This is a genomic window from Vibrio sp. PSi01, assembly GCF_054960695.1.
The window spans coordinates 20,689-33,699 of sequence record NZ_JBHNYN010000016.1 but is presented as its reverse complement, the minus strand read 5'-3'; the positions used below and the strand labels follow the sequence as shown (position 1 = coordinate 33,699).

Annotated in this window: 10 protein-coding genes; 7 read left to right on the top strand and 3 right to left on the bottom strand. The window is 42.2% G+C overall.

Going from position 1 to position 13,011, the window contains the following annotated elements; translation table 11 throughout:
• Positions 1-80: 80 nt before the first annotated feature.
• The 5 genes from znuA (at position 81) to ACFI6G_RS17810 (ending at position 7,957) form a co-directional block, all read left to right on the top strand.
• On the top strand, positions 81-965 hold the full coding sequence (gene znuA / locus ACFI6G_RS17830; protein ID WP_016787725.1) for a zinc ABC transporter substrate-binding protein ZnuA: 885 nt from the start codon (positions 81-83) through the stop codon (positions 963-965).
• A 281-nt stretch (positions 966-1,246) separates the two neighbouring features.
• Positions 1,247-4,597, top strand: a complete 3,351-nt coding sequence (locus ACFI6G_RS17825) for a helix-turn-helix domain-containing protein (protein ID WP_065612598.1) — start codon at positions 1,247-1,249, stop codon at positions 4,595-4,597.
• A 637-nt stretch (positions 4,598-5,234) separates the two neighbouring features.
• On the top strand, positions 5,235-5,456 hold the full coding sequence (locus tag ACFI6G_RS17820; protein ID WP_004734203.1) for a FeoA family protein: 222 nt from the start codon (positions 5,235-5,237) through the stop codon (positions 5,454-5,456).
• A complete protein-coding gene (feoB, locus tag ACFI6G_RS17815) occupies positions 5,457-7,730 on the top strand; it encodes a Fe(2+) transporter permease subunit FeoB (RefSeq protein ID WP_010436809.1) in 2,274 nt (757 codons plus the stop codon).
• Complete coding sequence (locus tag ACFI6G_RS17810; protein WP_016767491.1) at positions 7,727-7,957, top strand: FeoC-like transcriptional regulator; 231 nt, start codon at positions 7,727-7,729, stop codon at positions 7,955-7,957. The genes feoB and ACFI6G_RS17810 overlap by 4 nt, the downstream gene beginning before the upstream one ends.
• Before the next feature lie 136 nt (positions 7,958-8,093).
• Here the strand turns inward: ACFI6G_RS17810 and ACFI6G_RS17805 are convergent, their stop codons facing one another.
• Entirely contained in the window at positions 8,094-8,522 is a 429-nt protein-coding gene (locus ACFI6G_RS17805) for an HIT family protein (RefSeq protein ID WP_016767492.1), read from the bottom strand.
• A 269-nt stretch (positions 8,523-8,791) separates the two neighbouring features.
• On the bottom strand, positions 8,792-10,525 hold the full coding sequence (argS, locus tag ACFI6G_RS17800; RefSeq protein WP_010436816.1) for an arginine--tRNA ligase: 1,734 nt from the start codon (positions 10,523-10,525) through the stop codon (positions 8,792-8,794).
• Between the two features lie 348 nt (positions 10,526-10,873).
• Here argS and ACFI6G_RS17795 point away from each other — a divergent pair, with 348 nt between their 5' ends.
• Positions 10,874-11,479 carry a VOC family protein gene (locus ACFI6G_RS17795; RefSeq protein ID WP_010436821.1) on the top strand — a complete coding sequence of 202 codons (606 nt, stop codon included), beginning with the start codon at positions 10,874-10,876 and terminating at the stop codon, positions 11,477-11,479.
• 114 nt (positions 11,480-11,593) lie between these two features.
• Here ACFI6G_RS17795 and purU read toward each other — a convergent pair whose 3' ends face one another.
• Positions 11,594-12,427: a formyltetrahydrofolate deformylase gene (gene purU / locus ACFI6G_RS17790; RefSeq protein ID WP_010436824.1), complete on the bottom strand. Its 834-nt coding sequence runs from the start codon at positions 12,425-12,427 to the stop codon at positions 11,594-11,596.
• A 281-nt stretch (positions 12,428-12,708) separates the two neighbouring features.
• Between purU and ACFI6G_RS17785 the strand changes: the two genes are divergently transcribed.
• The gene (locus ACFI6G_RS17785; RefSeq protein WP_010436827.1) at positions 12,709-12,909 is read left to right on the top strand and encodes a hypothetical protein; all 201 of its coding nucleotides are present in this window, start codon (positions 12,709-12,711) and stop codon (positions 12,907-12,909) included.
• The last annotated feature ends 102 nt before the right edge of the window (positions 12,910-13,011 follow it).

Genomic DNA, 13,011 nt, shown 5'->3' with positions numbered 1-13,011 from the left:
TAGAACTCATTTGCAATTCGCTAATGTTATAATGTAACATTTACCTCAAGCCTAAGCTACTTTTCTATTATCGAGGGATTATGTCACGTTCATCTTTTATACTTGCTACTTTGCTTTTAGCGCCAAGTGTTGCAAGTGCTAATACTATTTTAACAAGTTTTAAACCAATTCAAATGATTGTCACGGAATTAACGCAAGGCGTTAGTGAACCGGATGTGCTAATGAACAGTAATGCTTCGCCGCATGATTATGCGCTTAAGCCATCTGATGTCAAAAAAGTTCATAGTGCTGACATGGTGATTTGGTTCGGTCCTGACCTTGAAGCCTTTTTGACTAAGGTGATTGGTTCGAAAGAAAACGTTATAAAGATCAGTTCAATTCCTGGAATTGAACTGAGAGAATTTGGGCATGAAGACCACGACGCGCATGAAGGACATAACCATGGTAGCCATGACCCACATTTTTGGCTAGGTATCGATCAAGTTGAAGTCGCCGCTAAATATATCTCAGCTAAGTTGATTGAAACTGATCCTGATAACGCGATGGCGTATCAAGAGAACCTAGATTCATTCCTCATTGCTTTGAAAGATAAAGAACAATCGATTCGTGACCAAATTGCACCAGTGAAAAATAAAGGTTATTACGTGTTCCACGATGCGTATGGTTACTTTGAACAAGAATTTGAATTGAATAACTTAGGTCACTTTACGGTTAGTCCTGAACGTAAACCCGGAGCTAAAAGTCTGATTGCAATCAAGAAAACTTTGGTACGTGACAATGTCCAATGTGTATTCTCTGAGCCTCAATTTACACCTGCTGTGATTGAGTCGGTAACTCGTGGAAGTAATGCGAAGCAAGGGCAACTTGACCCGGTAGGTTCAAGTGTTGAAGTGAAGAGTGGAAGTTATTTCGATTTTCTTCAGCAACTTACAGATAGTTACACAAGCTGCTTAAGTGCTGAGTAATTAATATAAAGTAGTCATTACCTTACTTTGTTCCCGATAATTCATGAATCATGCCGCTTTTTTGCGGCATTTTCGTGACCGCTAAGATAAAACCTTTCAACAAATCGTAAACCTCCTTTCTCCTTCGTTAAATTCCGCTAAAATAGAAAGATAATTATAATCACAAAAAAACTCAGCTTATGTTCAAGCAGTGGTGAACCATTGCGGCTACTGAAATTTCATGTGTTGTTGCTGTTCAGGATTAAAAGTTGTATCAGATTATCTTCAAAGTGCTCATGTTAATGAGTGTTTCATTTAGCGTTCTAGCGGTAAATACATCACCCTCTGTTTTCTATCCTTTGCCTGTTCAAGCACAAGGGAATTTTCTTGCGGCCAAAAACCTATATCTCGGGGCTGGAGGAGGTCTCTGGATCTACGATGTGCATGGAAAAGTTCTATTTTACGATGGTCGTACCCTGCTACCGAGAAAGGGCAGTCTTCTACAATTTTCTTCAGAAAAAGTGGCGTTTCTCAACGATGAATTTTGGAGTTTTTTCGATAACGAGGTTTATCGACATACCCCAGGTATCGGTAATGAGCTCGCGTTTAGTCTAAGCCCCGGTGCTGAGATCGTTAATATCGGTGTATCTGGTGATTATATTTGGGTGACCGATGGTAGCAATTTTTATACTTACAATACGCAATCTCTAGAATTCAACACTTATTCATTACTCAAGCTGTATCGATATAACAATAGCAGTGACATCGTAATTAATGACGCAGAGCGTGTGTTGTCTAAATGGGTATTAGCGACGAGTTCGGGAGTTTATCTTTCGGAAAATCAAGAGTTTACTCACATTGCCGCATCAGACAAGCACCACATTGAGACGGTTTATTTCTCGAACACTAGACGCGAACTCATTATTGGGACTTTAAATGGTGCGGTCATTGTTGATCTTGCTGATCCAGATAAAGAGATATTTGTTCGAGGTTCACATGTGTTGTCTCTTGCTGAAACGTCTGATCAATATTGGATAGGTACAGAGCACGGGCTCGTTAGCTATAATTTTATTACTGGTCAAGTTACACGTTTTGATCAAGCTGCCAATCAAGATTTCTCATTGCCAGGCGAGAAAATATATTCGCTGATCAATGACCATGCGGGGGGAATGTGGGTTGCGACCAATAATGGTATTCGATATTTTTCACTATTCAGTAAGACATTCTCTAGAACGCCGCTAACAGGAATGGGAATGCATTCCAGCAGCGTGGTGATAAATAGGATACAGCCTGTGAATGATAATCTATCGTGGGTTGCATCTTCGATGGGGCTGTATTTAGTCGACTCTCAAAGTGAAGCCCCCCCAGTTCGTGTTTATCAAAAACCTGTAAAGGACTTAGAGGTTTTTGATACTTCAATCTGGCTGGCAACAAAAGACGGTATTATTAGTATTAATACCAATACATTAGAACTTCAAGAGCTCAACTTACCGAGAGCTGTTGAGGGTATCCACATTGAGAACTTTGCGCTTCAAGCTGACAATGTGCTCTGGATGAGTTCGGGGCAAAACCTTTATTCATTGTTGCTTGATACTATGGCTCTCACCAGTTATGGCACTGATTGGTTGGTTGATAAGTTTTTGCCAGCGAAAATTACTGACCTTAATATGGGTTTGCAAGGCAGTCTTTATATTGGTACAGATCACGGATTCTATTCCTTTATTGATAAGAGAATTAGCTTCAGTCGTTTGAGTGAGCGGTTTGGTAAAGTTGTTGATATCGAACAGGCCAAAGATGGCGCACAGTGGTTCGCGGGTAGTTATGGGGTGTATCGAATGCCTCATGACACCAACGTCATTGAAGAGGTTGCTCTTATTGAAGATAACATTAGCCCAAATTGCTTGATCAGCGATGATAACGGTGTTTGGTTAGGGTCTTCGAAAGGTGTAAGTTACTACGGGCTTGATGGGCAATTACTCAAACATATTGGTTCGCCATTTGGTCTGATCACTAATGAACTGACTGCTGGTGCGTGTGCCCTGTTTTACAGTGATGAGAATCAATCATCTCGGTTGGTTTTAGGCTCAAAATATGGTGTGGTTACAGCACTGTCCAATGAGTTATTGGTTTCGACCACACCTCATAGCCGAGCATTACTCAGTAAGATAAGTGTTGATCAGCAAACTGTATCACTTGGTGGTAAAACAGTTGACCTAGAGGAAGTGCCTTACGGTTCATCGATTGGCTTTAAGCTTGGTATTTTACCCGCGACATTCGCGCCTGCGATGGAATATCGGCTCACCGATGACGAGCCGTGGAGCGAATTTGAGGGTGGTTTGTTAACACTGGATCATTTGCTCCCAGGTGATTACACGCTAGAAGTTAAGCCGGTGAAAGATTCTCATTATCGATTTGTGTCTACAACCCAAAGTTTCTCAATTGCTGAGCCTTGGTACTTGAGTAATTGGGCTGTAGCTAGTTCTCTTACGATGTTAATTGGATTGGTGACTGTTCTTGTTTTTTGGCGTTCGCGTTATGTCACTTTTGCCAACAGACACTTGAAAGCGCAAGTTGCATTAAAAACGGACCAGCTGAGACATCAAAGTCGTATTTTATTGACGACCAATCAACAACTCAAGAAACAGCTGTTGGTCAAAAATGTTTTGGTCTCACATACAGCGAAGGAGTTATCTGATGAAGTGACTCAGATTGCTGCGATGTTACCTAGTTGGAACGATGACCAAGGTCAGTCACCAATCCTGACGTTGAAGAACGGGCTCGCCCAATTGACCAATAGCCAAGAAGGTTCAGAGACAGTCTGTTGCGATGTAATTTTAGTATTGGAATCTGTGCTTAAAGCGTGGAAAGGTGATCTAGCTAAAGCGGGTATTGAGCTCGATATTAACGTTGAAACCAAGCATAGGCATGTGTCGTTGTTGTATTTCAATTTGGATATCATTTTTAATAGCTTAGTTGCGAGTATCATTAAGAGAAATTTTAAATCGCAGAGTATGGTGGTATTGGTTGAAGAGGTTGAAGAGCATTTAGTCGTGACCATTCGCGATCATGGTATGCCTTTTCCTAAATTGGCTTCATCGATTAATGAAAGCAATGGAAAGTCGACTGATCTTAATATCGAGAAACTACCTTTGTTAATCAATCAAAGCGGTGGCGAGCTCAACGCTTTTGTTTCTGATTCTCAAAACAAGGTTCAGCTTTCATGGCCAATTGAATATCAGGTTTTGGATGACCTTGAAGCAAGCACAATAGAACAGATTGAAACGATTAAGCTTGCCGCTTCGTCACCAGAGCAACAAAAACTGACGGCAGAACAAGAATGGAAAAATAAAGTGTCTCAGCTTGTTAGTGAACATTACGCTGATGCGGAGTTTGGCACTGCAACAGCTGCTAAATACTTGTTCATGTCAGAGAGAAGCTTACAACGACGCTTTAAATCGGCTTACAACAAGACATTCAAAGAGCACCTTAATCAAGTTCGCTTAGAGCATGCTTGTGAAAGGTTATTGGCCGGAGAAAAGGTGTCAGACGTCGCGTTCGATTCTGGCTTTAATGACCCTTCTTATTTCAGCCAGCGATTTAAGCACCACTTTGGCATGTCTCCATCTAAGTTTGCGGAAAATAACGAAGAGTAATCAACCGCAGGTTTATTCCTGTCTAAAGGTCAATAAAGACACCTTGAGCCTCGACATTCATGTCGGGGCTTTTTTAGGGTTTTACGGAAGATACGGAAGATACGGAAGATACGGAAGATACGGAAGATACGGAAGATACGGAAGATATTTGGAGTTGGGAGTTCTAACGATTTTTGGTGGAAAGTGACAAAATTAAGGAAAGAAAAAAAATATCGTGGCATAGCCGGGGGGACTATACCACGGGTGCCAAGGACACCTTCGCTTGCTGCCGGAGTGATATGGAAACCACACCACCTCTGGAATAAAATTAAAGAGAAGTAATTTCTCTTCGATGGAGAAACTATACGGTGAGTTACTTATTTTACTTATAAAATTAACGCCAGATATCTGTGAGAAAACCGACATTGTATTAAGTTATTGATATTTAATGATTTATTTTGGTTTTGATTGGGCGGTACTCGTGAGGTAGTTCTCGCTAATTGTTGAAAGTAACGTTTTTGACGTAAACGTTTTTAACGAAATTTACGAGTATGTATTTCCGAAAACTTTGATTTCACACAATAGAATTGTGGTCATGTATGTGTATCATGGCTGTTAATAACAATCTTTCTCATTATCAGTCACGAATTGGGTATTTATGAAACTTTCACAACTCGAGCAAGGAAAAGCGGCTTCTATTGTTGCACTAACAGGCCTAACACCGGACGTTAGAAAAAAACTAATGGTTATGGGGATGCTGCCAAAAACCGAGGTGACGTTGATTCGTCGCGCACCTATGGGTGATCCGCTTCAAGTTGAAGTGAGAGGGGTTTCAATTGCCATTCGTGAAAGCATTGCAGAACAAATCGAGGTTATCTAAATGGATTATCAAGTTCTTACCGTTGGTAACCCTAATAGTGGTAAAACAACATTATTCAATGCACTGACTGGTGCGAAACAGCACGTTGGTAACTGGGTTGGTGTAACCGTAGAAAAGAAAACGGGTTTGTATTCGCATGCGGGCGATCAGTTTCAACTGACTGACCTTCCAGGTATCTACGCTCTTGATAGTGGTAATGATGCTAACAGTATTGATGAATCTATCGCGTCTCGTGCCGTTTTGACTCATCCAGCTGACGTTATCATCAATGTTGTCGACGCTAGCTGTCTAGAACGAAGCTTATACATGACATTACAGCTACGTGAGTTGGGGCGCCCAATGATCGTTGTGTTGAACAAAATGGATGTGTTAAAGCGTGAACGTCAGGTGATTAATCTTAAAGCGCTAGAGAAAGAGCTAGGTTGCCCTGTGCTAAGTTTGTCTGCAAACGACAAAGGTCAAGTGGTTCGCTTTAAAGAGCGTCTTCATAAACTGCTTGTTCAAGGTGTGAGCCTTGATCCTATTTCTATTGATTACGACGTAGCTTTAGAGGCATTGATTCCTTCTGTTGAATCACAGTTCGATGATGCTGATGTTTCTCACCGAGCTTTGGCTATTCGTGCGTTAGAAAATGATTACTTGGTATTAAATGGGCTTGCCCCTCACACTCGCACCCAAATTGATAGTGTGCGTCTTAGTGCTGAGTTTGATATCGACCTCGCTGTTGCTGATGCAAAATACACTTTCTTACACGACCTTTGTAAACGTGTTCGTCGCAGCGAAGGTAAACTAAGCCGCAACTTTACAGAGAAAGCAGACCAATTCATTTTGAATAAATGGGTCGGTATTCCTTTCTTCTTCGTCATCATGTACCTAATGTTCATGTTCTCTATCAATATTGGTAGTGCGTTTATCGATTTCTTCGATATTGGTGTAGGGGCAATATTAGTTGATGGTGGACACCACTTACTGGATGGCCACTTACCTGTTTGGTTAGTAACCATACTCGCTGATGGTATCGGCGGTGGTGTTCAAACGGTTGCGACTTTCATTCCTGTTATCGCTGCACTGTACCTGTTCTTAGCTGTACTCGAAAGCTCGGGTTACATGGCTCGTGCGGCATTTGTACTTGATAAAGTAATGCAGAAGATTGGCTTACCGGGTAAAGCATTTGTACCGCTTGTACTGGGCTTTGGTTGTAACGTGCCTTCAATTATGGCGACGCGTACTCTTGACCAAGAACGCGAACGTAAACTGGCTGCATCAATGGCGCCGTTTATGTCATGTGGTGCTCGTCTTCCGGTGTACGCACTGTTCGCAGCAGCATTCTTCCCTGGCGCGGGACAAAACGTGGTATTCGCTCTGTACATCATGGGTATTGTTGCTTCTGTGTTTACGGGTCTGTTCCTTAAGAACACCATCTATCCAGGTAGCAGCGATAGCTTAGTAATGGAAATGCCAGATTACGAATTGCCGACAGTGCAAAACGTAATGCTTAAAACGTGGCAAAAACTGAAGCGTTTCGTACTTGGCGCAGGTAAAACTATCGTAATGGTTGTGGCAATCCTGAGCTTCTTGAACTCGCTAGGTATGGACGGCAGCTTTGGTAATGAAGACAGCGAAAACTCTGTGTTGTCTAAAGCGGCTCAAGTTGTAACGCCTGTATTCCAACCGATTGGTATTACGGAAGATAACTGGCCAGCAACGGTTGGTATTATTACGGGTATCTTCGCTAAAGAAGCGGTGGTGGGTACATTAAACAGTTTATATACAACACCATCCGATGAAGAAGCGGCTGAATTTGATTTAGCAGCAAGCCTGCAAGAAGCGGTAATGACCATTCCTGAAAACCTATCTGGCTTGAGTTATTCAGATCCTCTAGGTATTGAAGTTGGTGATTTGTCTGATTCAAGTTCTGTGGCGGCTGATCAAGAAGTGGATACCTCTATCTTTGGTAACTTGAAAGATAAATTCGTGTCAGGGCATGCTGCATTCGCTTACTTGATTCTTATTCTGCTTTACACACCTTGTGTGGCAGCGATGGGTGCTTATGTTCGTGAATTTGGTCAGATGTTTGCACGCTTCATAGCGGTTTGGACGATGGCTCTTGGGTACTTTGGTGCGACCTTCTACTACCAAGCAGCAAACTTTGCTGCCCATCCAGTGACAAGTGCAGTATGGATGGTGGCGATTGCTGGTGGTTTTGTGGTGACGTATCGTGTCTTCAAGAAAGTGGGCAGTAAGCAGAAAGCCTTAGAGGTGCAAGTCGTATGATTTTAACTGAACTTCATCAATACATTGATAGCCAAGGCGTTGCTGCTCGTAGTGAGCTTGCATCTAAGTTTGGGATAAGTGAAGACGGCATCGATGCGATGCTAGGAGTGTGGGTCAAGAAAGGCAAGATATCTCGCCTGGTCGACACCAATAAGCATGGCCATACAACACGGATTCGCTACACCATCAGCAAGCAAGATGGCTTGTCACTGAATGTGATGATGTAGTTCAGATCTTGATACTCTCGTTGAAAACGGCGAGATTAGACAATAAAAGGCCGCTCACCTATTTTAGATGAGCGGCCTTTTGTCATGTGTCTATTCTGAACTGTCTTGCTTTAAAGCTCAGCGAGAACAACTCAAATTATGCTTTCTTGAAGATAGAACTCAGCGACAAAACGTTTTGGATACGAGTATGGATTGCTGCTTGTTCTTCTTCACTGCGTTGCTCACCTTTGGTGTTACCCCATACTGGACCTGGCCATGCGATGTCGTTTTTGAAACGCGCAATATGGTGAATGTGTAGCTGTGGCACCATGTTACCCAGCGCGCCAAGGTTTAACTTGTCTGGTTGGAATGTCGCTTCTAATGCTTGGCTTACCGCTTGAGACTCAAGTAAGAACTGCTGTTGTTCTTTCATTGGTAAGTGATGCAACTCTTTTAGGTTGGCACGTTTTGGTACCAAGATAACCCAAGGCACTGCACTGTCTTTGCTTAGCAGTGCCAAGCTTAGTGGAAATTCGCCGATAAGTGTGGTGTCTTTTGCTAACTGTGGGTGAAGTTCAAAGCTCATTATTATTATCCATTTCGATTTCTTGAAGTCATACCAATCACAGTAAGTAAATGATCAGAAATAGCGCAGGAAAAAGGTTTGAGAACAAGGCAGATTCTTTTGATAAGTAGTTACTCTACAATCAAAAATTCTAACGCAGTTATCGAGCGTTTTAACCAGCTAGGATGATTAGTTATTTACTACGATTGGTATCAGTATATGTTAGATAAAACAAAAGGTTGATGCTCTCACATCAACCTTTGTATTTATTCATTGTAACCCGAAGGGAATTACATACGCTCTAGAGTTTCAATACCAAGAAGCGACAGACCTTGCTTGATAGTCTTAGCTGTCAGTGCAGCAAGCTTCAGGCGGCTTTGCTTAACGGTTTCATCTTCAGCCACAAGGATAGGGCATGCTTCGTAGAAGCTAGAGAATTGACCAGCAAGTTCGAATAGGTAGCTACACATGATGTGTGGCTGACCTTCGCGAGCAACAGACTGTACCGCTTCTTCAAATTGTAGAAGTTTTGCGATAAGTGCTTTCTCTTTCTCTTCAGTGACTTTGATTTCACCTTCAAGAGAGTCCATAGAAATGCCAGCTTTAGCAAAGATTGAAGCAACACGAGTGTATGCGTACTGCATGTACGGTGCTGTGTTGCCTTCAAATGCAAGCATGTTGTCCCAATCAAATACGTAGTCAGTAGTACGGTGCTTAGAAAGGTCTGCGTACTTAACCGCTGCCATTGCAACTGTGTTAGCAATTGTTGCTTTTTCTTCTTCCGCTAGTTCTGGGTTCTTAGATTCGATTAGCTGTGCTGCACGAACTTCTGCTTCATCAAGAAGATCTGCAAGACGAACAGTACCGCCTGCTCGAGTCTTGAATGGCTTACCATCTTTACCTAGCATCATGCCGAACGCGTGGTGCTCAAGAGAAACAGACTCTGGGATGTAGCCAGCTTTGCGAACGATAGTCCAAGCTTGCATTAAGTGTTGGTGTTGACGCGAGTCGATGAAGTAAAGAACACGATCAGCGCCTAACTCTTCAAAACGGTATTTTGCACAAGCAATATCGGTTGTTGTGTAAAGGAAGCCGCCATCACGTTTCTGGATGATAACGCCCATTGGGTCGCCATCTTTGTTTTTGTATTCGTCTAGGAATACAACTTGTGCACCATCATCTTCTTTAGCAAGACCTTGCTCTTTCAGATCTGCAACGATAGTTGGTAGCATGTTGTTGTACATACTTTCGCCCATTACGTCATCACGAGTAAGAGATACGTTTAGACGGTCGTAGTTACGTTGGTTTTGAATCATAGTAACGTCAACTAGCTTCTTCCACATCTCTGCGCAGAACTCATCGCCGCTTTGCAGTTTCACTACGTAGCCACGAGCTTTAACTGCGAACTCTTCGTCTTCGTCGTAAAGCTTTTTAGATTCACGGTAGAAGCCTTCAAGGTCAGCAAGTTCCATTGAAACTTCACCAGATTCAGCCTGAACGCGCTCAAGGTTTGCGATCAGCATACCGAATTGAGTTCCCCAGTCACCGATGTGGTTAGCACGGATAACGTTGTGACCTAAGAATTCTAGAGTACGAACAACCGCATCACCGATGATGGTTGAACGCAGGTGACCAACGTGCATTTCTTTTGCTACGTTTGGCGCAGAGTAATCTGCAACAATGGTTTGTGTTTCTGCTACTGCAACACCAAGACGAGAATCAGCCAACGCTGCATCTGCTTGTTTTGCTAGGAAAGCTTCATCTAGGAAGATGTTTAGGAAACCCGGACCAGCGATTTCAACTTTTGAAGCGATACCGTCTAGGTTTAGAACGTCCAATACTTTTTGAGCAAATTCTCGTGGGTTAGTGCCTAGTCGTTTAGCAACGCCCATAACGCCGTTTGCTTGGTAATCACCAAACTGTGGTTTTGCAGATTGGCGAACAGCAGCAGGAGAGCCTGCAGGTGCGCCAGCGGCTTCTAGAGCCTGAGATACTTTGTCATTAATAAGTGCTTGGATATTCACACGCGTTTCCTTCAATTCAAGGATGATAAGAGTGGCCATTATTTCATGGTCACTAAATTGGTTAATTATGCTTCTAGTTAACGATTTAATGCCGAAATGAACAGCAGACTCTGTTTAAGTTCACAGAAATGGCGGTAATCATACCAATTTTGTAAGGTTTCTTATAGGTCGAATTGATAGAAAATTAACATTTACTTAGGGGTTTTTGACAATCGACTTTTACCCGTCTGAGTTTGTCTGTTTGGGAAGCTGAGTTAGCGTACTTCGCTGAGTGTTTTTTGGCAAAGCAAGGCTTGTTGATGGAAGCAAAACTGATAACATGCAGCCATTATTTGGAGAATATAGACGATGACGATGAGCCTGAAGCAAGCTGAACTAGAACCACAACAAATGATCGCACGCCTTGATACCTTTATGGCAAAAATCGAGAACCTAGGAAATATCTTAGGTTTAGATTTAAGCTTTGCTCAAGCGGATCATATTGCGCTTCGAATCAATAAAACTGAATTAGCAAAATCTGCGCATCATGCATGGTCTGAATATGGTTCGACGATTTCAGAAGCTATGATCAACGGTCGTCCCATTGTGGTGTTGGCTTTTGATGAGCCATTACAAAGCCTAGGCTGGAGAATTGAATGCTTAGAGCTGCCATATCCTGCGGAAGGCAAGAGCTACCCTAGCCAAGATTGGGAGCACGTAGAGTTTGTGATTCCTTCTCACGCGCAAACCGCCGATGAGTATTTAGCGGATCTTAAAGAAACCTACCCGCTGTTTGCTGCTAACTTTGACACTTTGTCGGAGCACGGTGTTAAGGTAAAACTCTCTAGTCCGAAAGGCGAGGGTGAACGCTTGAATAACCCAACCGTTGCATTCAAGCATCAAGGGATTTGCATCAAGCTGCATCCACACACTTTGAAGAAGATTGTTGAGTCTGAACAAGCTGAATTTGAGTAGGGATTTACTGGGAATATCTTAAGCCAACCTGAGATTTAGATACAAAAAACGCGCAATGGGGTTAACCCTATTGCGCGTTTTTATTTCTGATTGGGAAGCTAATTAATATTCGGCTTACAGAATCACTGTTTTGTTACCATAAACAAATACATGATCGTTGACCACTTTGTTCAAGGCTTTGCTCAATACATTCTTTTCTACGTCACGACCAGCTTGTGCCATGTCTTTCGCGCTGAAGTTGTGATCCACAGGGATAACATCTTGCTTAATGATTGGACCTTCATCGAGATCGTTCGTTACAAAGTGCGCCGTAGCACCAATGATCTTAACACCACGCTCGTAGGCTTGTTGGTATGGCTTAGCACCAATGAAAGCTGGCAAGAAGCTGTGGTGAATGTTGATTATCTTATGGTTGTATTTTTCAACAAATCCCGGAGTCAACACACGCATGTACTTCGCAAGTACAAGGTAATCCGCCTCATATTGATCAATAACTTCAAGCATCTTCTTCTCATGCTCTTGGCGATTTAGCCCTTCATGAGAAACATGGTGATATGGGATGTCAAAACGTTCAGTTAGGCTTTGTAGCGTATCGTAGTTACCGACAACGGCCGCGATATCAACATCTAAGCTACCATCGAAATTTTTCATCAGAATATCGCCAAGGCAGTGTGCTTCTTTTGTCACCAAGATAACAACACGTTTGCGAGACGAATCTACAAGTTTACGTTTTGTGTTTTCTGGTAGAGCTTGGTCTAAATCAGCAAGCAGAGTTTCATCATTGAAATACCCTTCTAACTCGGTACGCATGAAAAAGTGACCACTTGTATTATCTACAAATTCATTGTTGTGGATAATATTGAGTTGGTGCTTGTAACAAATGTTGGTGATCTTTGAGATGAGGCCAGGGGCGTCAGTACAGTGTGTGAGTAACGTTTTTCTTTCCATTTGCATCTTACTTCCATGAAATATTTTTATTATTCAAATTAAATGCAGGCCGCCGAACGGTGAACTGAGCCGCAATATAACCGTTATAATTAATCTATTATCGAGTTGGTTTCAACAAATTCTGCTGTTCATTTATCGGTTTGAACAATTGCTTTATGTAGAAATATCCGTTTTTAGATAGTAATAAAGGCAGAAGCTTAGTTTTTATAGTTTTGACCTTAGTACGCATTTGAACTTCAACCGAGGTAATTCTTGCCGCGGTAAAAATAGAGGTGATACTTATGGATAAAGAGTTACTAGCAAAAAAATTGTACTGCAAGCGAGTGAATTCATTGGTGAGAGGTACCGAGTTAGACGGTAATATTCTAGATGAAATGTGGGAAAGTAAGACTTCACCATTCGATGCAGTAAAAGCCATCCAACCTTGTGATAACCATTTCGAAGGTGCTTCTTGGTTGTCGCGTTATCTTAGCCGAAAATGAAAACGATTCTTTGATTACTACTTCTCTGGTCGTTACCTATTAGGTCGCTTAAACCAAATCAAACGAAACCAAATACCTCCGGCGCGAAGTCATTCTTGATTC